The organism is Streptomyces sp. NBC_00885 (genome assembly GCF_045207475.1).
Classification (GTDB): Bacteria; Actinomycetota; Actinomycetes; order Streptomycetales; family Streptomycetaceae; genus Streptomyces.
In genome coordinates this window covers 7085158-7110617 of the sequence record NZ_CP108796.1, presented here as the reverse complement: position 1 = coordinate 7110617, position 25460 = coordinate 7085158, and the positions used below count along the sequence as shown (strand labels likewise).

The window sequence follows — 25460 nt, the reverse complement described above, 5'->3', positions numbered from 1 at the left end:
GAGCGACCGGCCGCGGGCGCCGGTCGACCTGCTCCACCAGCTGGACCGGGAGGCCCGTCAGGAGCCGGGACCGGCGTCGAAGGCGCGGGACCACGAGAAGCGTCGGCCTCAGGGCGACCGGCCGCAGGTGCTGGCGCGGGGCGGCGGGGCCCGCCGACGTCGGGGCGACCCGCCGCGGGCGCCGGGGCTCCGGCGCGGGCGTCGTCGCTCGGGTCCGGGGGCAGCAGCTTCGCGATGCCCGAGATGCGCCGTTCCTTCGGGGCTGTCTCCAGCGGGACCAGCGCATCCGTGATGCGCGACGCGCCGGGCGTCGTCCCCCCGTCGTCGGACTGGGACGAGCCGGAGCCGGAAGGGCGCTGTGCCTCCGTGCTCATCCCGCCCCCTGTTCCTCGTCCACGTATACCGACGGATCGCCTTTCGGGGCAGGCCCGTTCGTCACCGCGTGTGTGTCACTCTACGGGCTCGAACGCACCCGGCGGCAACGAGACCGGGGGTCCGGGCGGATCTGCCCAGAACATCCCCCTACCCTGCGGTAATCCGGTCTGGCAAGCTCGGGCCATGACGCCCCTCGCCGCTGACCGGGCCCGCTACGACAGGGCCACCGCCCATCTCGACGCGCCGCTCGCGGTCGTCGATCTCGACGCGTTCGACGCCAACGCCGACGACCTGGTGCGCAGAGCGGGCGGCAAGCCGATCCGGGTGGCGAGCAAGTCCGTACGCTGCCGTGCGCTGCTGGAGCGGGTCCTGGCGCGGGACGGATTCGCGGGGATCATGTCGTTCACGCTGGACGAGTCGCTGTGGCTGGCACGGGCCGGGTTCGACGACGTACTGCTGGCCTATCCGTCCGCGGACCGGTCCGGTTTCGCCGAGCTCGCGGCTGATCCGAAGTTCGCTCCCGCCGTGACCGTGATGGTCGACGACGCGGCTCAGCTGGAACTCATCGACCGCTCGCGCTCCGGTGGCAAGGAGGAGATCCGGGTCTGTCTGGAACTCGACACCGCGCTGCGACTGCTGGGCGGCCGGGTACGGATCGGGGCACGCCGTTCGCCGCTGCGTGAGCCCGCCCAGCTGGCCGAGCTGGCCCGTTCGATCGCGCGCCGCCCGGGCTTCCGGCTGGTGGGGCTGATGGCGTACGAGGGGCATGTCGCCGGTGTCGGCGACTCGCTCGCGGGCCGTCCGCTGCGCTCGCGGGCGATCAGGCTCATGCAGGCAGCCGCCCGCAGGGAGCTGGCCGAGCGGCGGGCCGCCGTCGTGCGTGCGGTGCGGGCGGTGACACCGGACCTGGAGTTCGTGAACGGCGGCGGCACCGGCAGCGTCCAGCACACGGCGGCCGAGGACGCGGTGACCGAGATCGCCGCGGGCTCGGGGCTGTATGTCCCGAGGCTGTTCGACAACTACACGTCGTTCACGGGTCGTCCGGCCGCCCTGTTCGCGCTGCCCGTGGTGCGCAGGCCGGGCGTGGGCGTGGTGACCGTGCTCGGCGGCGGGTATCCCGCCTCGGGTGCCGCGGGCGCGGACCGGCTGCCGGTGCCGTATCTCCCGGAAGGACTGCGTTACGACCCGCAGGAGGGCCCGGGCGAGGTACAGACCCCGCTGCTCGGCTCACCTGCGGACGATCTGCTGATCGGCGACAAGGTGTGGTTCCGGCACGCCAAGGCCGGGGAGTTGTGCGAGCGCTTCGACACGCTGCATCTGATCGAGGGCGAACGCGTGACGGGAACGGCGCCCACCTATCGGGGCGAGGGCCAGACCTTCCTGTAAGAGGCGAGCAGTCCTATGCCGTGTCTGACAAATAGCGCCGTCCGCCCGCAGGGCGGGGTGCGCGGCGTCCGGTGCGAGCAATCGCAAGGCGGAGGATCATCCTCGTACTGGACGTACTTGGATGACTCCGACAACGCAGCGAGTGTGCGTGCCGGGCGTTGCGCGCCAGGCGAGATTTGTCAGACACGGCCTAGCCCGGGTAAGAGGCGAGCAGTCCTAGCCCGGGCCGATGCTGCTGCCCACCCCGCCGCTCGTCGCGTCGCCGATCGGCCGGATGCTCGCGGCGATCTTGTCCATGTCCGCGAGCTTCGGCGCCTCGGGGCTCGCGTCGAAGGCGAAGCGGACGATCACCATCGACTCGCTCCCCACCGACGAGGGGAAGACCAGCGACTGTACGTACCCGCCGGGGCCCGCTCCGGTGACGACCCGCCAGCGGACCAGATGGCCGGCCCGCCCGGCGACCGCGACGGACTGGGACTTGAGCACGGTGTGAGACCTGATGCCGCCGTAGATGCGGGTGCCTACGGCGTCTTCCTCGTACGCCTTGTCCGCCGCCGTCACGATGTCCTGCTCGGCCAGCGCCGCGGGCGATTTCCCGTCCGCACGCGATGCGGCAATCGAGGACACCCGGCCTCGTCGGCAGAGCGGCGAGCCGCCGGCCGGGCAGTCGTAGGTCTCGTCCGTGACCATCGTCGCGCCCTCGTCGAGCGAGCTGTCCGATTTCTCCCAGCCCTCGGGGATCGGGAGGGTGATCCCGTTGAGCTGGTCGGTCAGTGACCCGGAGTCGTCCGTCGCGGGCGGAGTCGCGGACTGGCTGTTCTTCGGGTCCGCCGTGGTCTCGGCCGGCTCCGAGACGTTCGGCGCGGCGCCGGGGTCCGAGTCGTCCCCCTTCCCGAGCAGTACCGCACCGACGGCGACAGCGCCCACGAGGACGACACCCGCGGCGGCGAGCGCCAACAGCCGCCCCCGGACGCCGCTTCCGGACGCCGCCTGCGCCATCGGCACGGTCGGCGGCCCGAAACCCGCGGGCCCGGCCGCAAGGGGCGGCGGGAGCGGGACCTGCGCCTGGACCGGGCGGGTGTGCGCGGTCCAGGCGGTCCCGTCCCACCAGCGTTCGGTGCCGGGCGTGTTCGGGTCCGGGAACCAGCCTGCCGGGGACGTCATGCTCATCCGGCCACCCTAGGGTGCCGAACGAGCCCATTCCACAGGCGTCATGCGGGAGTGACGTACGCGCCCGCGATACCGCCGTCGACGAGGAAGTCCGTCGCGTTGATGAAGGAGGAGTCGTCGCTGGCGAGGAAGGCGACGGCGGCGGCGATCTCGTCCGCCTCCGCGAAGCGTCCGGCCGGGATGTGCACCAGGCGGCGCGCGGCACGCTCCGGGTCCTTGGCGAACAGCTCCTGCAGGAGCGGGGTGTTGACCGGCCCCGGGCACAGCGCGTTGACGCGGATCCCGTCGCGCGCGAACTGCACGCCGAGCTCGCGCGACATGGCGAGCACGCCGCCCTTGGATGCGGTGTACGAGATCTGCGAGGTCGCCGCGCCCATCCGGGCCACGAAGGACGCGGTGTTGATGATGGAGCCGCGGCGCTGGCGGCGCATGTAGGGGATGGCGGCCTTGCAGCACAGATAGACGGAGGTGAGGTTGACCTCCTGCACGCGCTTCCAGGCATCCAGGCCCGTGGTGAGGATGGAGTCGTCGTCGGGGGGCGAGATGCCCGCGTTGTTGAAGGCGATGTCGACGCTGCCGTAGGTGTCGTACGCCGTCTTGAACAGCGCCTCGACCTGCTCGGGGTCGGTGACGTCGACGCGTACGAACGTGCCGCCGACCTCGTCGGCCGCGGCCTTGCCCGCACTCTCGTCGATGTCGGCGCACACGACGTTCGCGCCCTCGGAGGCGAGGCGGCGCGCGGTGGCCAGCCCGATGCCGCTGCCTGCGCCGGTGACGACTGCGGTACGGCCCACGAGGCGGCGGCAGATGGGGGTCTCAACGGTCATGATGGTTCAGGCCTCCGTGCTGATGAAGACGTTCTTGGTTTCGGTGAAAGCGGTCAGGGCGTCGGGGCCCAGTTCACGGCCGAGGCCGGACTGCTTGTAGCCGCCGAACGGCGTCCAGTAGCGGACGCTGGAGTGGGAGTTGACCGACAGGTTGCCGGCCGTGACGGCACGCGAGACGCGGATCGCGCGGCCGATGTCGCGGGTCCAGATCGACCCCGACAGGCCGTACTCGGTGGAGTTGGCGAGCCGGATGGCGTCGGCTTCGTCCTCGAAGGGGAGAACGACGGCGACCGGGCCGAAGACCTCCTCGCAGGCCGCGGGGGCGTCCGGAGCCAGGCCGGTGAGAACGGTCGGCGGGAACCAGAAGCCGGGGCCCTCGGGGGCGGTGCCGCGGATCCCCTGCAGCTCGTCGGTGACGTACGAACGCACCCGGTCCAGCTGGACCCGGGAGATCAGCGGGCCCATCTGCGTCTTCTCGTCGCCCGGGTCGCCGACGACGACGGACTCGATCGCCGGAGCGAGGAGCTGAAGGAATCGGTCGTACACCGAGCGCTGCACCAGGATGCGCGTGCGCGCGCAGCAGTCCTGGCCGCTGTTGTCGAGGAAGGACATGGGGGTCGCGGCGACCGCGGCCTCGATGTCGGAGTCGGCGAAGACGATGTTGGGGCTCTTGCCGCCGAGTTCGAGTGTCACGCGCTTCACACGCTCGGCGCACCTGGCCATGATGCTCTTGCCGACCCGGGTCGATCCGGTGAACACGATCTTCGCGACGCCGGGGTGCTCGACCAGCGCGCTGCCCGCCACGTCGCCCGCGCCGGGCAGTACCTGGAACAGATCCTGCGGAAGGCCTGCCTCCAGGGCGAGTTCGGCCAGCCGCAGTGCGGTCAGCGGGGTCGTCTCCGCGGGCTTGAGCAGGACGGCGTTGCCGGCCGCCAGGGCGGGGGCCGTGCCCCAGGCGGCGATCGGCATGGGGAAGTTCCAGGGCGCGATCACACCGATGACCCCGAGCGGTTCGAGGATGGTGATGTCGAGGCCGCCCGCGACGGGGATCTGGCGGCCGCTGAGGCGCTCCACTCCCCCGGCCGCGAAGTCGAGGAGATCGCGTACATTGCCCGCTTCCCAGCGGGCGTTGCCGATGGTGTGTCCGGCCTCCCGGACCTCCAGCCGGGCCAGTTCTTCGAGGTGTTCGTCGACGACGACGGCGAAGCGGCGCAGCAGCCTGGCCCGGTCGGCGGGTGCGGCCGCCGCCCAGCCCTGCTGTGCCTTCGCGGCCCGGGCGACGGCGGCATCGACCTCGGCGGCCGTCGTCGCGGGGACGCTCGCGACGACTTCTTCGGTCGCCGGGTTCAGTACCTGGAGCTCGTACGACAACTGGTTCCTCACAGACGTTCGAAGGAGCGGCGCAGCTCCCAGTCGGTCACCGCGGCGTCGAAGGCCTGGAGTTCGACCCGCGCCATGTTGCGGTAGTGCGCGACGACCTCGTCGCCGAACGCGGCCTTGGCGATGGGGCTGTTCTCCCACAGTTCGGCGGCTTCGCGCAGCGTGGTGGGGACCTGTTCGTACCCGGCGGTGTAGGCGTTTCCGGTGCACTCGTCCGGGAGTTCCAGCTGCTGCTCAATGCCGTACAGACCGGCGGCGACGAGTCCGGCGACGGCCAGGTGCGGGTTGACGTCGCCGCCCGGCAGCCGGTTCTCGAAGCGCATGGAGCGGCCGTGGCCGACGACGCGCAGCGCGCAGGTGCGGTTGTCGTAGCCCCAGGCGACGGCGGTGGGCGCGAAGGAGCCGGGCTGGAAGCGCTTGTAGGAGTTGATGTTGGGCGCGTACAGCAGCGAGAAGTCACGCAGCGCGGCCAGCTGTCCGGCCAGGAAGTGCCGCATGACCCGCGACATTCCGCCGGGTCCCTCGCCCGCCATCACATTGCGGCCGTCGGCGTCCTGGAGCGAGAGGTGGATGTGACAGGAGTTGCCCTCGCGCTCGTTGTACTTGGCCATGAAGGTGAGCGAGACGCCCTCCTGGGCGGCGATCTCCTTCGAGCCGGTCTTGTAGACGGCGTGCTGGTCGCAGGTGACCAGAGCCTCGTCGTACTTGAACGCGATCTCGTGCTGGCCGGGGTTGCACTCGCCCTTGGCGGACTCGACGGTGAGGCCGGCCGCGGCCATCTCGTTGCGGATCCGGCGCAGCAGCGGCTCGATACGGCCGGTGCCGAGGACGGAGTAGTCGATGTTGTACTGGTTGGCCGGGGTGAGATCGCGGTAGTTGCGGTCCCAGGCCTGCTCGTAGGTGTCCTTGAAGACGATGAACTCAAGCTCCGTGCCCACATGCGCGGTGAAGCCGTGTTCGGCGAGGCGCTCCAGCTGCCGGCGCAGGACCTGGCGGGGTGCGGCGACGACGGGTGAGCCGTCGTTCCAGGCGAGGTCGGCGACGAGCAGAGCGGTGCCCTGGTTCCAGGGCACCCGGCGCAGTGTGGTGAGGTCGGGGTGCATGGCGAAGTCGCCGTAGCCGCGGTCCCACGAGGACATCTCGTAGCCGTCGACGGTGTTCATCTCGGTGTCGACGGCGAGGAGGTAGTTGCAGCCCTCGGTGCCGTGTTCCAGGACCTCGTCCAGGAAGAAGGGTGCGGCGAACCGCTTGCCCTGGAGCCGCCCTTGCATGTCGGGGAAGGCCAGGACGACTGTGTCGATCTCACCGCTCGCTACGAGAGCGCGAAGCTCCTCGACCCCGAGCGGGGGTTTGCGGTCTGCCACGGGATTACGCCTCCTTGGGTCAGCCGGAAGCCATAAGGTATTACCCAAGACCATTGCCTGGGAAGAGGAAACGGCGACGTGGTGAAGAAGAACGATGCGGGCGACCGGCTGACACCCGTACTGCGCACCGTACGCGCGGGCAACGGCTTCGAAGAGGCGCTGGAACAGATTCTTCAGCTGCTGCGCCTCGGCCTGGTCCCGGGCGGCGAGCGGCTGCCCGCGGAACGTGAGCTCGCCGAGCGGATGGGGATCAGCCGGGTCACGCTGCGCGAGGTGCTGAAGGTGCTGACCGACCAGGGGCTCGTGGAGAGCAGGCGCGGCCGGTACGGCGGCACCTTCGTGCTGCACCGCCCGGGCGCCCATGGCGAGGACGAGCTGCGCAGGCGCGTCGCGGGGGTGGACGTCGAGGACACCCTGCGCTTCCGCGAGGTCCTGGAGGTGGGGGCCGCCGGACTGTGCGCGGCCCACGGTCTGACCGACGAGGGCGCGGACCGGCTGCGTACGGCGCTTTCGGCGACGCACGACGCGCCGCTGACCGAGTACCGGCGCCAGGACACCCTGCTGCACCTGACCCTCGCCGAGCTCTCCGGCTCCCCCACCCTGACCGCGCAGTACGCCGCCGTGCGGGCGACGCTGAACGATCTGCTGGACTGCATTCCGCTGCTCGTACGCAATCTGGAGCACTCCCAGCATCAGCACACGGCCCTGGTCGAGGCGGTTCTGGACGGGGACGCGGACGCGGCGCGCGAGGTGATGCGGGAGCACTGCGAGGGCACCGCGGCGCTGCTGCGCGGCTTCCTGTCCTGACACCCGTCGTCGGCCCAGCCGTAACCACAGATTTACGCACGGGGCTTGCGCATTCCCGACGGCTGCCGCAATGGTGTCCGCACAAACCTTTGAACCTCTGCCTGCCAGGAGCGACTCATGGCCCAGGGCACCACCACGCGCGAATCCTCCCCAGCCGACGACGCCTATCTGAAGGCCCGCACGCTGCGCCGCGGCAGCGCCGGCTGGCTGCTGCTCACCGGCCTCGGCGTCGCGTACGTCGTCTCCGGGGACTTCTCCGGCTGGAACATCGGCCTTGCCAAGGGCGGCTTCGGCGGGCTCGCGATCGCGACCCTCCTGATGGGCGTGATGTACGCCTGTCTCGTCTTCGCACTCGCCGAGCTGTCGGCGATCCTTCCCACCGCGGGCGGCGGCTACGGCTTCGCCCGGCGGGCGCTCGGCACCTGGGGCGGGTTCCTGACCGGCACCGCGATTCTCATCGAGTACATCCTCGCCCCCGCCGCGATCTCCATCTTCATCGGCGACTACGTCGAATCGCTCGGCCTGTTCGGCCTGGAGTCCGGCTGGCCCGTCTATCTCGCCTGCTTCGCGGTCTTCATCGGAATCCATCTGTGGGGCGTCGGCGAGGCGCTGCGCTTCAGCCTCATCGTGACGGCGATCGCGGTCGCGGCACTGCTGATCTTCGCGGTCGGCGCGTTCACGGACTTCAGTACGGGCAATCTGAACGACATCCCCGTCGACAAGGACGCCCTCGGCTCGGGTTCCTGGCTGCCGTTCGGGCTGCTGGGCATCTGGGCGGCGTTCCCCTTCGGCATGTGGTTCTTCCTGGGCGTCGAGGGCGTACCGCTGGCGGCGGAGGAGGCGAAGGACCCGGTGCGCTCGATGCCGCGGGCACTCGCCATCTCGATGGCGATCCTGGTGCTGCTGGCCGTGGTGACCTTCTTCGCGTCGACCGGCGCGCGGGGCTCGGCGGCCATCCAGGAAGCCGGCAACCCGCTCGTGGTCGCCCTCCAGGGCAACGGGGACCCGACCCCGCTCAGCCGCTTCGTCAACTACGCGGGCCTGGCCGGCCTGGTCGCGTCCTTCTTCTCGCTCATCTACGCGGGCTCGCGCCAGCTCTTCGCGCTCTCCCGCGCCGGCTATCTCCCCCGTTTCCTCTCCCTCACCAGCCGCCGCAAGTCGCCGTACCTCGGGCTGCTGATCCCCGGGGCGATCGGTTTCGCGCTGGCGGCGGGTACCGGGAACGGCGCGCGGATGCTCAACATCGCGGTCTTCGGCGCGACGATCTCGTACGCGCTGATGGCCCTCTCACACATCGTCCTGCGCCGCCGCGAGCCGGACCTCGAGCGCCCCTACCGCACGCCGGGAGGTGTGCTGACCTCCTCGGTGGCGTTCGTACTGGCACTCTCCGCGCTGGTGGCGACGTTTCTGGTGGACAAGGACGCGGCGTTCATCGCGCTCGGCGTCTACGCCGTCGCCCTCGCCTACTTCGCGATCTACAGTCGGCATCATCTGGTCGCTCGCGCGCCGGAGGAGGAGTTCGCGGCGCTGGCGGCGGCGGAGGCCGAACTCGAACGCAACTGAACAGGACCGGAACGGAACGGGAGTCGCTGTGTCCAAGCCGCTCATCGGTGTCACCACCTACCTGGAAACGGCCGCGTGGGGCGTGTGGAAGATGCCCGCGGCTGTACTGCCCGCCGGATATCCCCGCCTCGTCCAGGCGGCGGGCGGCCTCGCCGCACTGCTCCCGCCGGACGACCCGGCCTCGGCCGAGTCGGTCGTGGCCCGGCTGGACGGCCTGGTCGTCGCGGGCGGCGCGGACGTCGAGCCCGTACGGTACGGAGCCGAGCCCGACCCGCGCACGGGCCCACCGGCGCGGGACCGGGACGCCTGGGAACTCGCCCTGATCCGGGCGGCGTTGGCGGCCGGAACCCCCCTGCTCGGGATCTGCCGCGGCCTGCAACTGCTGAACGTGGCGCTCGGCGGGACGCTGGTCCAGCACCTGGACGGGCACGTCGGGGGTGTCGGCGTCTTCGGCCGCCACACGGTCAAGCCGGTTCCGGGGACGCGGTACGCCTCGATCGTGCCGGAGGCGACGTCCGTCCCGACCTACCACCACCAGTCGGTGGACCGCCTCGCCACCGCGCTCACGGCCGGCGCCCACGCGGAGGACGGGACGGTTGAGGCGGCGGAGCTGGAGGGGGCGGGGTGGGTACTGGGGGTGCAGTGGCATCCCGAGGCGGGGGAGGACGTGCGGGTGATGTCGGCGCTGGTGGGGGCGGCGGGGTGAGTTTCCAGCGTGCCGTTCCGGGGGCGCCGGTTTCGGGGCGCGGGCGGTTTGTTCCCCCACCCCGCCCCTCCCCGAAACTGGGGGCAAGCCCCCAGCCCCCAGGGGGCTGACGCCCCCACACCCCCGACGCGCCCGCTTCGCGGCGCGAACTTAACGCCTCCCGCCCCGCCTCACGGCGCCCGACTTCGCGGCGCGAAACCCGCCCCCTCCCGCCTCGCGGCGAGGGGGAATCGACAGGCGTCACCCGGCAGGGGCCGTGGAGCGGGTGGAGTCGGGACGTAGAGCGTGATTTGTGGCGCGGGGACCCCCGCACCCACGGCAGACCAGAGACGCGCCGTAAATCATGCAGTCCCGGCTCTACCCCGGAGCGGACCCCAAACGGCGCCCCGCGGCACCGGGCAACCCCGCGGCCCGCACCGCCGGACGGCCACCCCGCGGCACCGGGCAACCCCGCGGCCCGCACCGAAAAGGCACCGGGCACGCCCGCGACCCGCACCGCGGACCGCTCATCCCGACCTCGTGAGCGTGAGCAAATCCCTCGCCGGGCCCGTCGGGCGGTGCGAGGTCGGCCAGACCGCGCGCAGGGCCCGGCGCAGGTCGACCCCCTCCAGCGGGATGCGCGTCAGGCGGCGCGACGCCAGTTCCTCCGTGACGGCCAGTTCGCTCATCACCGCCGGCCCCGCCCCGCTCACCGCCGCCGCCTTGACCGCCGTCGTCGAGGCGAGTTCAAGCAGCGGCTCCGACAGCCCCCCGCACCCGCTCAGCGCCGAGTCGAGGACCTGACGCGTCCCCGACCCCCGCTCCCGCAGGATCAGCGGGGCCGCCGCCAGTTCGGGGGCCGAGAGCGGCATACGGCGCCTCGCCCACGCATGGCTCGGCGCCGCCACCACCACGAGCCGGTCGTGGCCGATCACGGCCCCGTCCAGACCCTCCGGCACGGACAGGCCCTCGACGAACCCCAGGTCAGCCTCGCCCGCGAGCAGCCGCTGAGCGACCGCCGCGGAGTTTCCGGCCGACAGCGAGACGGCCGTGCCGGGCCGTGCCGCACGGAGCGCGATCAGCCAGCCCGGGAGCAGATACTCCGCGATCGTCATCGAGGCCGCCACCCGCAGCCGCGAGTCCCGTCGCCCCCGCAGCGCCTGCGCCCCCGCGTCGAACGCCTCGGCCGCCTCCACGACCCGCCGCGCCCAGTCGGTGACGAGCGCCCCCGCATCCGTGAGCCGGGAGCCGCGTGGGGAACGGTCGACGAGCGCCACTCCCAGTTGGCGCTCCATCGAGCGGATCCGGCTGCTCGCGGCGGGCTGGGTGATCCCGAGCTCACGCGCCGCGCGCCCGAGGCTGCCGTGCCGCGCGACGGCCAGCAGCAGCTCCAGCGCACCCAGATCCGGCACCCGGTGTGCGAGCGGAATCCGCTCTTCATCCCCATCGCTCATAAACCCAGCTTATGGGGCCATAGGGCAGCGGTCCGTGGTGGGGAGCCGGGCCGGGCGTGACAGTGGGGAAATGGTCACAGCCGTGCAGCCCCGCACCCACACGACCGCGTCAGCTCTCACCACCGTCCGGCTGCCGTCGCTCCGCCATTTCGGACCCCAGTGGTACGCGACAGTCATGGGCACGGCCATCGTCGCGACCGCCGGCGCCGGCCTCCCGGTCGATATGCCCGGCCTGCGGACCGCCTGTACCGCGGTGTGGGCACTGTCGGCCGCGATGCTCGCCGTCGTTCTGACCGCCCGCGCCGCCCATTGGGTCGGCCACCGCGACCAGGCCCGCGACCATCTCATTGACCCCGCGATCGCGCCGTTCTACGGCTGTCTGGCGATGGCACTGCTGGCCGTCGGCGCCGGCACCCTGACCATGGGCCAGGACGTGATCGGCCACAGAGCCGCGGTGGCGACGGCGGCGGGGCTGTTCGGCGCCGGCACGCTCATCGGCCTCGCCGCCGCCGTCGTCGTCCCGTACCTGATGGTCGTACGACGGCGCGTCGGGCCCGCCACCGCCTCACCCGTATGGCTGCTTCCGGTCGTCCCGCCGATGGTCTCCGCGTCGCTCGGCCCCCTGCTGGTGCCGCATCTGCCCGCCGGACAGTGGCGCGAGGCGCTGCTCCTCGCGAGCTACGCCATGTTCGGGATCAGCCTGCTCGCGACGCTCATCATCCTGCCGGTGGTCTTCTCCCGGCTGATCCACCACGGCGCCCTGCCCCTCGCGCTCACCCCCTCCCTCTTCCTGGTACTCGGCCCGCTGGGCCAGTCCACGACCGCGGTCAACAAGCTCGCGGACGCGGCCCCGGGCGCGATCGACGCCCAGTACGCGCAGGGCTTCGCCGCGTTCGCCGTGATCTACGGCGTACCGGTGCTGGGCTTCGCCCTGCTGTGGCTGGTCCTCGCCACCGCGATGGTGGTGCGGGCCCTGAAGAGGGGCATGCCTTTCACGATGAGCTGGTGGGCCTTCACGTTCCCGGTCGGCACGTGTGTGACCGGCGCGGAGGGCCTCGCCCACCACACCGGCCTTGTTGCCCTCGAATGGCTCGCCGTCGGCTTGTACGCCCTCCTGGTCACCGCCTGGGCGGTGACCGGTTTCCGTACGCTGCGCGGCCTGATCGGCGGAGCGCTGCTCGCAGCGCCCCGGCAGACGTGACTACGGGATCAGAGAGTTGTACAGCTCGACCACGGACGTGTCGAAGGGCGGCGCTCCCAGCTCCTGTGCGACCGGCATGAGCGTCCCTTCCACGAACTGCCGGAACTCGGCTTCCGACTCCCATACGTCGACGACCTGCCAGCCACCGTTCTCCCCGGGCGCCGCAATGTGGGCGACGAGCCCAGCGGGCGGCTTCGCACGGTCCGGGATCGCCCGGTCGAAGGTCGCCTGGTACAACTCCTCGTTCCAGCCCGCGCCGTAGTTCTGCACCAGAACTGCCATCTCAGCTCCTCGATTCACGTCCGAAATCAGCTTGCCTGCCACGCTATGTCCACACCTCGGTTACAGCGAGTGGTGGGAGACGCCCCTGCGCCGTCCGACGGAATCCGGAAGGAACGCAGGTATCAGGCAGCTACAGGCCGAGTCCTCGTCGCAGCGCAGCGCCGAGAACCGCCGGCGCCTCGGCCAGTGACGGCCCGTACCAGGTGAGATGCCGGCCGCTGACCAGCGCGGCCGGCAGCGAAGGAAAGGCTTCGGGCCCGTCGTCCGCCGTGAAGCGGTACGGCTCGTCCGGAAGGACCGCCAACCGGGCGCCGCAGTCCCGCAGTTCCTCCAGCGGGATACGGGGATAACGCTCGGCGTGCCCCGCGTACACATTGCCGACGCCGAGCCGGGCCAGCAGATCACCGGCGAAGGTGTCGCGCCCGAGCACCATCCACGGCCGCCGCCAGATGGGCACGACCGCCCGCACCTCCCCCAGCGGCGCGAGCCCGGCCCACGCCGCCTGCGCCTCGTCCAGCCAGCGGGGCCGCGTCAGGCCGCACCCGCCCACCAGGACCCGCTCCAGCTCGCGGAAGGCCTGGTCGAGGTCGCGGATCTCCGTTTCGAGCACCTGGATGCCCGCCGCCCTGAGCGCGGCCAGGTCGGGCGCCCGGTTCTCCTCCTCGTTCGCGATCACCAGATCGGGCCGCATCCGGATCACGGCTGCCACGTCCGGGTTCTTGGTGCCCCCGATCCGTACGACATCGAGTCCGGCGGGATGGCTGCACCAGTCCGTGGCCCCCACCAGCAGCCCGGGCGCGCTGACGGCCACGGCCTCGGTCAGCGAGGGCACCAGGGAGACGACGCGCATGACGGCTTCCTACGGCTCCGGCGTCTCGATGTGGTCGGAGACCGTGACGACGATGATCCGCGTGTCCGGCGCGGTCGCGCGCCAGCGGTGCCGTACGCCTCCGGAGAGGAAGAGGGTGTCGCCCCGTGCCAGGCGGTAGGCGCGGCCTTCCGCCTCGACCTCCGCCGCGCCGTCGGCGACGTACATCAGCTCGTCGTTGCGGTGCTCGAACTCGCGCCCCGCGTCCTGCTCCCCGGTGAATTCGAGGGCCTGCAGCTGGTGCTGCCCCCGTACGAGCCGACGGGTCATCGCAGCGGCCGGCAGCTCACCGCCGTGCGGGGCACGTACGACCTTGATGGTGCGGGCCGCGTCGGAGGCGGCGAGCAGCCGTGCGGTCGTGGTTTCCAGGGCGTCGGCGACCCGCTGGAGCGAGCGGGTGCTGGGGCGGGCCCGCTCGTTCTCGATCTGGCTGAGGAAGGGCACGGAGAGGCCGCTGCGCTCCGCCACCGCGGCGAGCGTGAGGTCCAGGGCGCGGCGGCGTCTGCGGACAGCGGCGCCCACCCGAAGGGGTTCGGTCTCCTTCGGGTCCTTCGCGTCCTTCGCGTCCATCTGGCGGGCTCCCCTCCCCTTCCCTGGTCCTGTCTCACCTTACGCAGCTTCCGGCTCCGGTTTCCCGCGCAGGCCACCGCACCCGGGTGCAGCACGGGTCCACTACCGGTGGGGCAGCCCGAAGGGGTGGCCCCGCCACCGGCGAGGACCACCCCTTGTGCGTACTGCAGGCTACTGCGGAGCGATCTCGTCCGTGCCCGAACGCTCCACCACGGCTCGTGAAATCCTCGAGCCGGCAGCCGCGGCTCCTCCAGGACCAACGAGGTCCAGGGTCGGCAAGGACGGTGACTGTCAGTGCCGTGCGGCATCATCAGGGTTGTGACGCGACGCCTGATGCTCCTCGACACAGCTTCCTTGTACTTCCGCGCCTACTTCGGCGTCCCCGACTCGGTCCGTGCCCCCGACGGCACCCCGGTCAACGCCGTGCGCGGACTGCTGGATTTCATCGCACGGCTGGTCCAGGACCACCGCCCCGACGACCTGGTGGCCTGCTGGGACAACGACTGGCGGCCGCACTGGCGGGTGGAGCTGATCCCCTCGTACAAGGCGCATCGCGTCGCCGTCGAGACGGAGACAGGACCCGACGCGGAGGAGATCCCCGACACCCTCTCCCCTCAGGTCCCGGTGATCGAGGATGTCCTCGACGCGCTGGGCATCGCCCGTGTAGGAGCCGACGGCTATGAGGCGGACGACATCATCGGCACCCTCACCGGGCGGGCCACCGGCCCCGTCGACATCGTCACCGGGGACCGGGACCTCTTCCAGTTGGTGGACGACGCCCGCGGCCGGCGGGTGCTGTATCCGCTGAAGGGCGTCGGGACGCTCCAGGTGACGGACGAGGCGTGGCTGCGCGAGAGGTACGGCGTGGACGGGCCGGGCTATGTCGATCTGGCGCTGCTGCGGGGCGACCCGAGCGACGGGCTGCCGGGTGTGCCCGGGATCGGCGAGAAGACCGCGGCCAAACTGCTGGACACCTTCGGCGATCTGGCCGGGATCATGGCCGCGGTCGACGATCCGCGCGCCAAGCTGACACCCGCGCAGCGCAAGCGGCTGGACGAGGCCAGGGACTATGTCGCGGTCGCCCCCAAGGTGGTGCGGGTCGCCTCGGACGTGCGGTTGCCCGACTTCGATCCGGCCCTGCCCGCCGAGCCGCGCGATCCGGCGACCCTGGATGAACTGGCGTCCCGCTGGGGACTGGGCGGAGCGCTCCAGCGGCTGCTGTCCACACTTCAGGGCTGAGGTGTTAACTTAGGCAAGCCTAAGCACGCACGAGCCCAGGGAGAACGCCGTGGCAGAACGACCCGCCCGCAAGGCACCCAAGCCGTACGAGGCGCGGGTGGTTCGCACCGAGCAGATCACCCCGCACATGGTGCGCGTCGTCCTGGGCGGTGAGGGGCTGACCGGTTTCACCCTCGGCGCGTACACCGATCACTACATCAAGCTCCTGTTCGCGCCCGAGGGCGTGAGCTATCCCGAACCATTCGACATCGAGCGGATCCGTGAGGAGTTCCCGCGCGAGCAGTGGCCCGCCAACCGCACCTACACGGTACGGAGCTGGGACCCGGTCCTCGGCGAACTCGCGGTCGACTTCGTGGTGCACGGCGACGAGGGGCTGGCCGGTCCCTGGGCGGCGCGGGCGCAGGTGGGCGACATCATGCGCATCAACGGCCCCGGCGGTGGTTACGCCCCGGCGCCGGAGGCCGACTGGCATCTGCTGGTGGGCGACGAGAGCGCCCTGCCCGCGATCGCCGCGGCCCTGGAGCGGATGCCTCCGGGCGCGGTCGTCCACGCCTTCGTCGAGGTCGCGGGCCCGGAGGAGGAGCAGAAGGTCGTCACGCCGGACGGCGTCGAGATCACCTGGCTGCACCGCGGGACCCTCCCGGCGGGCGAGTCGCTGGTCGCGGCGGTGAAGACGCTGGACTTCCCCGAGGGCGCCGTCTGCGCGTTCGTCCACGGCGAGGCGGCGTTCGTGAAGGAGCTGCGCCGCCATCTGCGCCTGGACCGGCAGATTCCGCGCGAGCAGCTGTCGATCTCGGGCTACTGGCGGCTCGGCCAGAGCGACGAGGCTTGGCGCGCGGTCAAGCGCGAGTGGAACGAGCAGGTGGAGCGCGAGCAGGAACGCGTGGCCTGACGCCCGCTGCCCCACGGACCCCCGGCTGCCTCAGCCGGGGGTCTTGTCGTCGGCGGAAGTCCCGCGCCCCGCACGGGTCTTGAGGCCGCCTCGGGCCTTGCCGTCCGCCCGGGCCTTGTCGCGGGGCGGCGCCTTGACGTCCGCCCCCGCCTCGTCGTCAGCCCGAGCATCGTCGCCGGGCGTCTCGTCGTCCGCCCCCGCCTCGTCGTTCTCGTACACACGGGCCGAGCCGTCGGCCTGGGCGAGCCTGCGCAGCGAGGCGATCAGGCTGTCCCCGAGCACGGTGCCGACGACCGCGCTCTCCACCAGGTCGTCCAGCCCCGCGAGCCGGGCCACATAGGCGAGGTCGGCGCGTGCGATCTGCTCCGCCGCGTCCGCGTAGGCGTCCAGTACCTCTGCGAATGCACCGTGTCCGGCTCTGTTCAGCGCGGCCAGCGCCATGGCGAGCGCCTCGCCGGCGGGAGAGTCGTCGTCCGTCAGCCAGCCACGCCGGGCGATGAGGTCCCGGACCTCCTTGCGGGCCGCGTCCAGCGCGGCGTCGGGCTCGACGTCCGCAAAGGTCGGGACGATCAGTTCCGTCGCCACGCCCAGCACCTTGTGGACCGATGTGCCGGGCTCGTCCACCGCCGTGAGGACCTCCGCGATGGCCGCTACTTTCAGCCCTCCTACGTCGAGGAGCGCGCGGATCAGCCGAAGCCTGCGCTCGTGCGCTTCGTCGTAGCTCGCCTGATTGGGGCTGGTCAGCTGCCCGGCGGGGAGCAGACCTTCCCGTATGTAGTACTTGATCGTCGGTACCGGAACACCGGTTCTGCGACTCAACTCGCCAATGCGCACTGCCCGTTCATCCTTCCGCCCTTGCCAACGCCACACCCCAGCATAGATAGTTTCACTACCGGATAGCAGATGGTGTCACTATCCATTCTACTCGGGAGGGAGTTCCGCATGCCTTCATGGCGTTCCTGGCACCGGCCGCTCATGATCTTCGCCGCGTCGATGGCCGTACTGACGGTGGTGTCGGGCATCGGCATGATCGCCGACGACCGCGTTCTGGTCGGCTCACCGATCTGGTTCAAACCCTTCAAGTTCTCGATCTCGCTGATGATGTACGCCTCGACGCTGGCCTGGATGCTGTCGATGGCCACCGGCGGCCGACGGGTGGGCTGGTGGGCAGGCACGGTCGTAGCCCTCGCCGGGGCAATCGAGATGCTGATCATCGTGGGACAGGTGATCCGCGGCAAGCGCAGCCATTTCAACTACGCAACCGCCTTCGACACCCTGCTGTTCAACATCATGGGCGCCACCATCATCACGCTCTGGGTGAGCTCGATCTTGATCGCGTTCCTGCTCTTCCGCTCACAGCTCGCCGACCGCGCCGCCGCCTGGGCCATGCGGCTCGGCGCGGCCATCGCCCTGGTGGGCGCGGGACTCGGCAACCTGATGACGCGCCCCACCTCCGAGCAGCGGGCGGAAGGCGAGCTCGCCAAGGTCATCGGTTCCCACAACGTCGGCGTTGCGGAGGGCGGCCCCTCCCTGCCGATCACGGGCTGGTCGACGACCGGCGGTGATCTGCGCATCCCGCACTTCGTCGGGATGCACGCCCTTCAGCTCATCCCCCTCTTCCTGCTCGCCCTCCTCGCTCTGGCGCCGCGCTTCGCCCGGCTGCGTGACGAGGGCGTACGCCTGCGGCTCGTGCTCGTGGCCTGCGGGGTGTACGCCGCCGTGGTCGCCCTGGTCACCTGGCAGGCGCTGCGGGGCCAGGCCCTGATCCACCCCGACGGCGCGACGCTCACCGCCGCGGCCGCGATCCTCGTCGCCGCGGCGGCCGGATCACTCCTCGCACTGCGGACAACTCCCCCGTCCCGTACGGCAGACGACACCCACAAGGAGCTCGTGACATGACCGAATTTCTCTTCGACCTGTCCTTCTACCTGGCAAGCCCCATATGGCTGCTGATGATCTTCGCCCCCAACTGGCGTCCCACAGCCAGGATCGCCGCCTCGCCGCTGACGGTCATCCCGATCCTGGCGGTCTATCTGACCATGGCGATTCCCGTCTTCCCCGAGCTGTGGGCGGCCGTGAGCAGCCCGTCCCTCGACGGATTCCGGGATCTGGCAGCCCTCGCGAACGGCGCGGGAGCCGTCTGGGCGCAGGTCATCGCCTGGGATCTGCTGCTGGGCCAGTGGATGTTCCTCCAGTCGCGCCGGCTGGGGATCCATCCGCTGGTGATGGGGCCGCTGCTGGTGCTCACGATCCTGCTCTCGCCGATCGGGCTGCTGATCTTCCTGGCGCTGCGCGCGGCGAAGGCCCGGTCCGCGACCGGAGTCGAGGACCGGGCCGTACAACCCTCGTCGTACTAGCCTCGTTTCAGCCCGCGTTGTGGCCCCCGTTGTGGCTAGACCGACTTCTGGTACGAGCGAAGGGCGCGGGTCGACAGCCACACCGCGGCCACCGCGAGGCCCGCGAGCGCTCCCCCGCGCCCGAGCACATCGCCCCAGTCCGGCTCGGTGGCCAGCGCCGAACGGCCCGCCACCATCGCCCAGTTGACCGGGTTGAAGTCCGCGATCCGGGCCATCCAGGACGGCATCTGGCTCGGGGCCATGAAGGCCGAGGAGAGGAAGGTCAGAGGGAGCAGCAGGAAGGTGTTGAAGCCGATGATCGACTCACGCTGGCGGACCAGCATGCCCACCGCGTTCGAGAACGCGCCGAAGACCGCGCCCAGCAGCACCGAGGCGAGGACGAGGACCGCGATCCCGGCCGCGCCGCCGGGGTACTGCGCTCCCCCGGCCAGTCCGAGCAGCACGATGATCACGGACTGCAGGGCGGTACTGATGCCGTTCTGCACGACATTGGCGTTCATCAGCGCGCTGCGGCTCACGGGCGTGGTCAGGAAGCGGTTGAGCGTGCCGCGCTCGATCTCCTCCAGCGTGCCCATCCCGGCCCACATGCTGGAGTTGAGCGCGCTCATCACCACGATGCCGGGGATCAGGTAGTCGAGATAGGTCGTGGTGCCGAAGCCGCCCAGCTCCACGATCTTCTTGAAGAGATTGCCGAAGAGGAACAGCCAGATCACGGGCTGGATCAGCATCATCACCAGATAGGCGGGCTGGCGTGCGACGGCCACCAGCTGGCGCTGCGTCATGTACCAGGTCTGCGTCACTGCGTCGGTGCTCATCGGGTGCCTCCCGCGGTGGCGAGTGCGGGCTCGTCCCGGGTGTCGATCGGATCCGGTGCCGACTCGGCTTCGGCGAACCGGCGTCCCGCGTACCGCAGATAGACGTCGTCGAGCGAGGGCCGGGCGACGGTCGCCGCGGCGACGGCGGCTCCCGCCCGCTCCAGCGCGCCGAGCAGTACGGGCACGGCGGCGGCGCCGTCGTCGGCGCGGACGCTGACGCGGCGGCCGTCGACGAGGACCTCGTGGATGCCCGGCAGCGGGGCGAGGGCTCCTGTGAGTTGCGTCCGGTCCCCGTCCGTCCGCAGTTCCAGGTGCACGGCGTCGCCGCGCAGTTCGCCCTTGAGCCCTTCGGGGGTGCCCTCGACGACGACCCTGCCGCGGTCGACGATCGCGATCCGCTCGGCCAGCCGGTCGGCCTCCTCCAGATAGTGGGTGGTGAGGACGATGGTCAGGCCGTCGTCACCGGCGAGGCGGGAGATCTCCTCCCACATGGCGGTACGGGATTCGGGGTCGAGGCCCGTCGTCGGCTCGTCCAGAAAGAGCACCTCGGGGCGGTGCACCAGTCCCAGCGCCACGTCCAGGCGCCGCTGCATACCGCCGGAGTATCCCCTGACCTGGCGCTTCGCGGCGCCGGTAAGGTCGAAGCGGACGAGCAGCTCATCGACGCGCCGGCCGAGCGCGGCGCCTCCGAGCCCGTACAGCCTGCCCTGGAGCAGAAGGTTCTCACGGCCGGTGGCGACCGGGTCGGCGCCGGACTTCTGGGCGACGACGCCGATCGAGCGGCGCACCCGGTCGGGGTGGCGCAGCACATCGTGGCCCGCCACGACGGCGCTGCCGCTGTCGGGCCTGGCCAGCGTCGTGAGGATCTTGACGGTGGTGGACTTGCCGGCGCCGTTGGGACCGAGCAGTCCGAAGACGGTGCCGGTCTCGACGGTGAGATCCATGCCGCGCAGGGCGGTGACATCACCGGGGTAGGTCTTGATCAGTTGCCTCGCCGCGACGGCGGGCACAGGGGTGCTCATGACGGAGCTCTCCTCGGGGTTCGTCGGCTTCTCGGGTATGCCGGGCCGAACCGCGTGAAGAGCATCGGGCTATCCTGGGTGTGCCGCACCTCGATCGCCCGGTCTGCCTTCTCGGCGGGTCCGGTCCGGGGTTCGAGACCCTGGCGGGAGCTGCTCCAACAGCCTCCGCCGGGGTCTTTTCTGGTTACGTGTCCGTGGAGCGGCCCTCGGCTCTCTGCTGAAGTTCCTTGAATTCCGGGGGCAGTTCACCGGTCTCGTGGAAGGTCCGCCACTCCGCGACACCCTGGTAGGTGCCGTGCTCGACCTCCTTGAGGAAGCCGCGGACCCACTCCGCCTCGGCCTCGAGCATGTGGAGCTGGTACTCGTTCTCCACGACGAAGATCCGGGGCAGCGTGCCGTAGAGCATCTGCAGCGCGCCACGCGCGGAGGCGATCTGGACCTCCAGGGCGGCGAGCCGGTCCGCGAGCAGCGGGATGACCTCGTCGGGCGGCAGGACGGCCATGAGTGAGAGCGCGGTCTCGAAGAGCGGGTACTCACGGGCGGGTACCGCGAGCAGATCGGACAGCCACTCCGCCATCTCCGCGCGTCCGGCGTCGGTGATGCCGTAGAGCGTGCGCTCGGGCCGGTTGCCCTGGCGCTGCACATCGGTGACCTCGACCAGGCCGTGCTTCTCGAGGTTCTGCACGACGGTGTAGAGGGAGCCGAAGTTGACCTTGACGCTGTTCTCCTTGCCGCGCTGGCGGATCGTCTGCGCGATCTCGTAGGGATGCATGGCCCGCTCGGAGAGCAGCACCATCACCACGAGTGCCAGCGGGTTGCTGAGCCTGCGCCTCTTGGTGGCCATTCCGATCACCTCGCTCCCGAATACTCGTGACCGAACATATCGCGAGACGGGCACCTCGTCAACCACGACATATCGCGAATCTGTGAGGCTTCCGGAGACTCGCGTGCAACCATCTGCGCATCACTACCAATCCACCGCCTCGCTGGCTCCGAATGCCTGGTGAAATCCTGTCCGGACTACATGCCCGCACAGTGGAGGAAAGCCGCGTGAAAGAAGCCGTACACATCGGCGGCCCCGCCTCGGCGGGACCCGATCTGCAACAGCTGCTCGGACTGGTCGCCCGCGGGGACCAGGAGGCCTTCTCCCGCCTGTACGACGCTGTTTGCGGTCCGGTCCTGGGGCTGGTGCGCGCCGTGTTGCGCGATCCGGCCCAATCCGAGGAGGTGACCCAGGAAGTGCTCATCGAGGTCTGGCGCAGCGCGGCGCGCTTCCAGCCGTCCCGCGGATCTGCGATGACCTGGATCCTGACGCTCGCGCACCGGCGGGCCGTGGACCGGGTCCGCTCGGCCCAGGCCGCCACCGACCGGGAGCGCAGGGCGGCGCTGCTGGAACAGACGCCCGCCTACGACGAGGTCACCGAACAGGTCGAGGCCCGACTTGAGCGCGAACAGGTACGACGCTGCCTGCGCACCCTCACCGAGCTGCAACGGCAGTCGGTGACGCTCGCGTACTACCGCGGGCTGGCCTACCGCGAAGTGGCCGAACTGCTCGCCGTGCCACTCGGCACGGTCAAGACACGACTGCGCGACGGGCTCATCCGGCTGCGCGACTGCCTGGGGGTGAGCGCATGACCACCGCTGATCTGCACACGCTGACCGGCGCCTATGTGCTGCACGCGCTTGCTCCGGACGAGCGTGCCGAGTTCGAGCGGCATCTGCTGGTGTGTTCTGCGTGCGCCCAGGAAGTGCGTGAACTGGCCGCCACCGTCGGGAAGCTGGGCCTCGCGGTGGCTGTGACGCCGCCGCCCGCGCTGAAGCAGCAGGTGCTGCGGCGGATCGCCGCGGAACGACAGGATCCGCCCCGGGTCGCACGACAGGGCCGCTCCGGTGGCGCCCACCGCAGCCGGAGAATGTCGCGCTTCGTCCTGGCCGCCTGTCTGGCCGCTGCCGCCGCGTTCGGCGGTGTCTCGTTCTGGCAGCACCAGGAGGCCCAGGACGCGCGCCAGGAGGCGCAGCGCGCACAGCAGCGGACCGAGGAGCTGGCCTCGGTGCTCGCCGCGCCCGACGCCCGGGTGAGCATCGCGAAGCTGCCGGACGGTGCGCGCGGCACGGTCGTGGTCTCGCGGAGCGAGAACAAGGCTGCCTTCCTGACCTCGGGGCTGCCCAGGCCGCCGCAGGGCAAGGTCTACCAACTCTGGTTCTCCGACGGGGGGAAGTTCCGCTCGGCCGGTCTGATGGACCCGGTCGTCACCAACAACGCCGTACTGATGGACGGTCCGCTGGACGCCGCGTCGGGCATGGGGATCACGGTCGAACCGGCCGGCGGCTCCGCACAGCCGACGACCGATCCGCTGGCCCTGGTGCGGTTCGCGACGTGACCGGCCGGGTCCGACGCCTGTCCGCTGCCTGTCCGACGCCCCGTCCGAGGAAGGACGCCGCATGAGCGTTGCGGTCATGCTCTTCACCTCCGATCTGCGACTCCACGACCAGCCGGCGCTGAGTGCCGCACTGCGCGAGGCCGACGAGATCGTGCCGTTGTTCGTGCTGGACAGGGGCATACGGAAGGCGGGCTTCGACGCGCCCAACCGGCGGGCGTTTCTGGCCGACGCTCTGCACGCGCTGGACGCCGGGCTGCGCGAGCGCGGCGGCCGGCTCGTGGTCCGTACGGGCGATGTCACCGAGCAGGTCTGCCGGGTGATCACCGAGAGCGGCGCCCGTTCGGTGCATGTCGCGGGTGGCGTCAGCGCGTACGCGCTGCGCAGGGAGGAGCGGCTGAGGGAGGCGCTGAGCGCGCTCCGCTGCGCCCTGTACGTCCACGACGGGGTGGTGACCGCGCTGCCGCCGGGGCGGGTGACACCGGACGGCCGCGACCACTTCGCTGTGTTCACGCCGTACTTCCGCCGGTGGAAGGAGACCGCGCCGCGCGAGGCGCTGCCCGCTCCGCGCGCCGTGCCGGTTCCGGAACTCGCCGGTCATCCCATGCCCCGGCGCACCGCGGTCGGCGGGGTGTCGCCGGGGCTGGCCCTGGGCGGGGAGACGGAGGCCAGACGGCGGCTGCGGACGTGGCTCGCCGACGAAAGCCACGGCATCGCGGCGTACGACGGGCGGCAGAACGATCTGCCGGGCGATGCCACGTCCCGGCTGTCCCCGCACCTCCACTTCGGCACGCTGTCGGCGACCGAGGTCGTCCAGCGGGCACGCGCCAAGGGCGGCCCGGGCGCCGACGCGTTCGTACGGCAGCTGGCCTGGCGGGACTTCAACCATCAGGTGCTCGCCGCCCGGCCCGACGCGTCCCACGCCGACTACCGCGGCCGCGACGACCACTGGCGCGGCGACGAGAAGGAGATCGCCGCGTGGAAGGAGGGCCGCACCGGCTGCCCGATCGTGGACGCCGCGATGCGCCAGCTGCTGCACGAGGGCTGGATGCACAACCGGGCGCGGCTGCTGACGGCGAGCTACCTCACCAAGACGCTGTACGTGGACTGGCGCGTCGGCGCCCGTCACTTCCTGGAGCTGCTGGTGGACGGGGACATCGCCAACAACCAGCTCAACTGGCAATGGGCGGCGGGCACCGGGACCGACACCCGCCCCCATCGTGTCCTCAATCCGGCGGCGCAGGCCATGCGCTGCGACCCGAACGGCGACTACGTCCGGCGCTGGGTGCCGGAGCTCGCGGAGCTGGCCGGGCCCGCCGTCCATGAGCCGTGGAAGCTGGACATGCTCCAGCGGGCCCGGCTGGACTACCCGGATCCGCTGGTGGACCACGCGGAGGGGCGGGCCCGGTTCCAGCGGGCCCGCGGCCTCGGCTGATCCCCCTTAGTCCGCCAACTCCTCCTTCGTGAGCAGCAATTGCTGCACATCCAGCGTCCCGGACCGGAAGCCCGCCTCCCTTTGGGCAAGGTGGAAGGTCCACATCCGGCAGAAGATCTCGTCGAAGCCGAGGGCGTCGGCGTGCGCGGCGTTGTGCGTGAAGCGTTCGCGCCACAGCCGCAGCGTCTCGGCGTAGTGCGGGCCGAAGCTGTCCCGTCCGGCCAGGCTCAGCCCGGTGCGCCGGGTGACGAAGCGTTCGATCGCCTCGGCCGACGGCACCAACCCGCCGGGAACGATGTACTTCTGGGTCCAGGTGCGGGTGCCGCGCGAGGCGAGCAGCCGGTCGTGCGGCATGGTGCTCGTCTGCAGGGCGACCCGTCCGCCGGGCGCGAGCACGCGGTCGAGCGTCATGAAGTACTGCGCCCAGCCCTCCTCGCCGACGGCCTCGATCATCTCCACGCTGACGACGGCGTCGAAACGGCCGAGCACCCTGCTGAAATCGCGCAGCAGGACACTCACGCGGCTCTCGAAGCCCGCGTCCCGGATGCGCCGCTGTGCCAGTTCCTGCTGCTCAGACGTCTGGGCGACGGTCAGCACCCGCGCGCCGCGCTGCGCCGCCCTGATCGCCAACTCACCCGATCCGGTGCCGAGTTCGAGGAGCTGGGTGCCGCTGTGTACCTGCGCGAGGTCGAGCAGCCGGTCGGTCTTGCGGTGCTGCGCCGCCGCGAGGAGATGCTGCTCGGCCGGGAAGCCGCGGAAGAGCGCGGAGGAGTACGTCAGCGTCTCGTCGAGGAAGAGCGCGAACAGCTCGCCGGAGGGGTACGGGCGCGGGCGGCCGTCGGGCTTCTGGGCTCCGTGCGTCCGCTGGAGCGGCCTGGGAACGAGGGCGGCCCCGTGCTCGGCGAGCACGGTCAGCACACGGACGAGATCGCCCGCGTCCCACTCACCCGCCATGTACGACTCACCCAAGCCGACGAGACCACCGGCGCCGATCCTGCGGAAGAAGGCGGCCGGATCGCGCACCTCCATGAGGGGTCCGCCCCGGCCGACCGCGTCGCCGCCGAAGCGCACCCGTAGCGGCAGCGCGCCGAGCGCATGCCGAACACGCCGTCCGGCCGCGGCCGTCCGCAGCCGGGAGGACGGGGGCAGGCTTGCCACATCGGGCCAACGGCGTGCGGCGACGGGCGCGGTTGGCCGGGCCTGGGACCAGGATGCCGGGGACAGGGACACGCTCAATTCACACCCTCCTGGGGAGCCGGACTCCACTGGACATGGCGACGGTGGCGCCGTCCTCAGTGGGCATTCGGCGCGGGGGCGGCCGCGGATTGGTACCGCGGCGGGATCTTTCTGCGAACGCTCGGTACGCCTCCGGTCGGCGGGATGCTCGTTT

At 71.1% G+C, this 25460-nt stretch carries 25 protein-coding genes; 12 read left to right on the top strand and 13 right to left on the bottom strand.

The window, feature by feature from the left end:
- Positions 1-558 precede the first annotated feature (558 nt).
- A complete protein-coding gene (locus OHA61_RS32340) occupies positions 559-1761 on the top strand; it encodes an amino acid deaminase/aldolase (protein ID WP_406306004.1) in 1203 nt (400 codons plus the stop codon).
- A 216-nt stretch (positions 1762-1977) separates the two neighbouring features.
- Here the strand turns inward: OHA61_RS32340 and OHA61_RS32335 are convergent, their stop codons facing one another.
- The 4 genes from OHA61_RS32335 to OHA61_RS32320 are packed head-to-tail and all read right to left on the bottom strand — an operon-like array spanning position 1978 to position 6502.
- Positions 1978-2931, bottom strand: coding sequence for a DUF2510 domain-containing protein (locus OHA61_RS32335; protein ID WP_406306003.1), 954 nt, complete (start codon positions 2929-2931; stop codon positions 1978-1980).
- A gap of 41 nt (positions 2932-2972) precedes the next feature.
- Positions 2973-3758, bottom strand: coding sequence for a 3-oxoacyl-ACP reductase (locus OHA61_RS32330; RefSeq protein WP_406306002.1), 786 nt, complete (start codon positions 3756-3758; stop codon positions 2973-2975).
- 6 nt (positions 3759-3764) lie between these two features.
- Positions 3765-5129: an aldehyde dehydrogenase family protein gene (locus tag OHA61_RS32325; RefSeq protein ID WP_406306001.1), complete on the bottom strand. Its 1365-nt coding sequence runs from the start codon at positions 5127-5129 to the stop codon at positions 3765-3767.
- Between the two features lie 8 nt (positions 5130-5137).
- Entirely contained in the window at positions 5138-6502 is a 1365-nt protein-coding gene (locus tag OHA61_RS32320) for a glutamine synthetase family protein (RefSeq protein WP_406306000.1), read from the bottom strand.
- A 78-nt stretch (positions 6503-6580) separates the two neighbouring features.
- Here OHA61_RS32320 and OHA61_RS32315 point away from each other — a divergent pair, with 78 nt between their 5' ends.
- The 3 genes from OHA61_RS32315 (at position 6581) to OHA61_RS32305 (ending at position 9578) form a co-directional block, all read left to right on the top strand.
- Positions 6581-7309 (top strand): FadR/GntR family transcriptional regulator, encoded by a 729-nt coding sequence (locus OHA61_RS32315; protein ID WP_406305999.1) that lies wholly within the window; start codon positions 6581-6583, stop codon positions 7307-7309.
- Positions 7310-7426: 117 nt separating this feature from the next.
- The gene (eat, locus tag OHA61_RS32310) at positions 7427-8872 is read left to right on the top strand and encodes an ethanolamine permease (RefSeq protein ID WP_406305998.1); all 1446 of its coding nucleotides are present in this window, start codon (positions 7427-7429) and stop codon (positions 8870-8872) included.
- Between the two features lie 28 nt (positions 8873-8900).
- Positions 8901-9578: a gamma-glutamyl-gamma-aminobutyrate hydrolase family protein gene (locus OHA61_RS32305; RefSeq protein ID WP_406305997.1), complete on the top strand. Its 678-nt coding sequence runs from the start codon at positions 8901-8903 to the stop codon at positions 9576-9578.
- Between the two features lie 506 nt (positions 9579-10084).
- Here OHA61_RS32305 and OHA61_RS32300 read toward each other — a convergent pair.
- Positions 10085-11011 (bottom strand): LysR family transcriptional regulator, encoded by a 927-nt coding sequence (locus tag OHA61_RS32300; RefSeq protein WP_406305996.1) that lies wholly within the window; start codon positions 11009-11011, stop codon positions 10085-10087.
- 70 nt (positions 11012-11081) lie between these two features.
- Here OHA61_RS32300 and OHA61_RS32295 point away from each other — a divergent pair, with 70 nt between their 5' ends.
- Complete coding sequence (locus tag OHA61_RS32295; protein ID WP_406305995.1) at positions 11082-12212, top strand: TDT family transporter; 1131 nt, start codon at positions 11082-11084, stop codon at positions 12210-12212.
- Here the strand turns inward: OHA61_RS32295 and OHA61_RS32290 are convergent, their stop codons facing one another.
- The 3 genes from OHA61_RS32290 to OHA61_RS32280 form a co-directional block, all read right to left on the bottom strand.
- The gene (locus OHA61_RS32290) at positions 12213-12494 is read right to left on the bottom strand and encodes a hypothetical protein (protein WP_406305994.1); all 282 of its coding nucleotides are present in this window, start codon (positions 12492-12494) and stop codon (positions 12213-12215) included.
- A 130-nt stretch (positions 12495-12624) separates the two neighbouring features.
- Positions 12625-13344: a helical backbone metal receptor gene (locus tag OHA61_RS32285; protein ID WP_406305993.1), complete on the bottom strand. Its 720-nt coding sequence runs from the start codon at positions 13342-13344 to the stop codon at positions 12625-12627.
- 9 nt (positions 13345-13353) lie between these two features.
- Positions 13354-13932, bottom strand: a complete 579-nt coding sequence (locus OHA61_RS32280) for a helix-turn-helix domain-containing protein (protein WP_406305992.1) — start codon at positions 13930-13932, stop codon at positions 13354-13356.
- A 333-nt stretch (positions 13933-14265) separates the two neighbouring features.
- Between OHA61_RS32280 and OHA61_RS32275 the strand changes: the two genes are divergently transcribed.
- Together OHA61_RS32275 and OHA61_RS32270 are read left to right on the top strand one after the other, a co-directional pair.
- A complete protein-coding gene (locus tag OHA61_RS32275; RefSeq protein ID WP_406307563.1) occupies positions 14266-15171 on the top strand; it encodes a 5'-3' exonuclease H3TH domain-containing protein in 906 nt (301 codons plus the stop codon).
- Positions 15172-15220: 49 nt separating this feature from the next.
- On the top strand, positions 15221-16063 hold the full coding sequence (locus tag OHA61_RS32270) for a siderophore-interacting protein (RefSeq protein WP_406305990.1): 843 nt from the start codon (positions 15221-15223) through the stop codon (positions 16061-16063).
- Between the two features lie 30 nt (positions 16064-16093).
- Here OHA61_RS32270 and OHA61_RS32265 read toward each other — a convergent pair whose 3' ends face one another.
- Positions 16094-16897, bottom strand: coding sequence for a MerR family transcriptional regulator (locus OHA61_RS32265; RefSeq protein WP_406305989.1), 804 nt, complete (start codon positions 16895-16897; stop codon positions 16094-16096).
- A 108-nt stretch (positions 16898-17005) separates the two neighbouring features.
- Here OHA61_RS32265 and OHA61_RS32260 point away from each other — a divergent pair, with 108 nt between their 5' ends.
- On the top strand, positions 17006-17962 hold the full coding sequence (locus tag OHA61_RS32260) for a hypothetical protein (RefSeq protein ID WP_406305988.1): 957 nt from the start codon (positions 17006-17008) through the stop codon (positions 17960-17962).
- A complete protein-coding gene (locus OHA61_RS32255; protein ID WP_328679870.1) occupies positions 17959-18420 on the top strand; it encodes an ABA4-like family protein in 462 nt (153 codons plus the stop codon). The genes OHA61_RS32260 and OHA61_RS32255 overlap by 4 nt, the downstream gene beginning before the upstream one ends.
- Positions 18421-18455: 35 nt before the next feature.
- On the opposite strand, the gene OHA61_RS32250 is transcribed toward OHA61_RS32255, so the two are convergent.
- The 3 genes from OHA61_RS32250 to OHA61_RS32240 form a co-directional block, all read right to left on the bottom strand.
- Positions 18456-19235, bottom strand: coding sequence for an ABC transporter permease (locus tag OHA61_RS32250; RefSeq protein ID WP_406305987.1), 780 nt, complete (start codon positions 19233-19235; stop codon positions 18456-18458).
- Complete coding sequence (locus OHA61_RS32245) at positions 19232-20257, bottom strand: ATP-binding cassette domain-containing protein (protein WP_406305986.1); 1026 nt, start codon at positions 20255-20257, stop codon at positions 19232-19234. Before OHA61_RS32245 ends, OHA61_RS32250 begins: the two co-directional genes overlap by 4 nt.
- A gap of 184 nt (positions 20258-20441) precedes the next feature.
- On the bottom strand, positions 20442-21101 hold the full coding sequence (locus tag OHA61_RS32240) for a PadR family transcriptional regulator (RefSeq protein ID WP_361911087.1): 660 nt from the start codon (positions 21099-21101) through the stop codon (positions 20442-20444).
- 206 nt (positions 21102-21307) lie between these two features.
- Here OHA61_RS32240 and OHA61_RS32235 point away from each other — a divergent pair, with 206 nt between their 5' ends.
- The 3 genes from OHA61_RS32235 (at position 21308) to OHA61_RS32225 (ending at position 24070) form a co-directional block, all read left to right on the top strand.
- Complete coding sequence (locus OHA61_RS32235; RefSeq protein ID WP_361911084.1) at positions 21308-21892, top strand: sigma-70 family RNA polymerase sigma factor; 585 nt, start codon at positions 21308-21310, stop codon at positions 21890-21892.
- Complete coding sequence (locus OHA61_RS32230; RefSeq protein WP_406305985.1) at positions 21889-22638, top strand: anti-sigma factor domain-containing protein; 750 nt, start codon at positions 21889-21891, stop codon at positions 22636-22638. The genes OHA61_RS32235 and OHA61_RS32230 overlap by 4 nt, the downstream gene beginning before the upstream one ends.
- A 61-nt stretch (positions 22639-22699) precedes the next feature.
- Positions 22700-24070, top strand: coding sequence for a cryptochrome/photolyase family protein (locus OHA61_RS32225; protein WP_406305984.1), 1371 nt, complete (start codon positions 22700-22702; stop codon positions 24068-24070).
- Positions 24071-24076: 6 nt separating this feature from the next.
- Here the strand turns inward: OHA61_RS32225 and OHA61_RS32220 are convergent, their stop codons facing one another.
- On the bottom strand, positions 24077-25306 hold the full coding sequence (locus OHA61_RS32220) for a class I SAM-dependent methyltransferase (protein ID WP_406305983.1): 1230 nt from the start codon (positions 25304-25306) through the stop codon (positions 24077-24079).
- Positions 25307-25460: the final 154 nt, after the last annotated feature.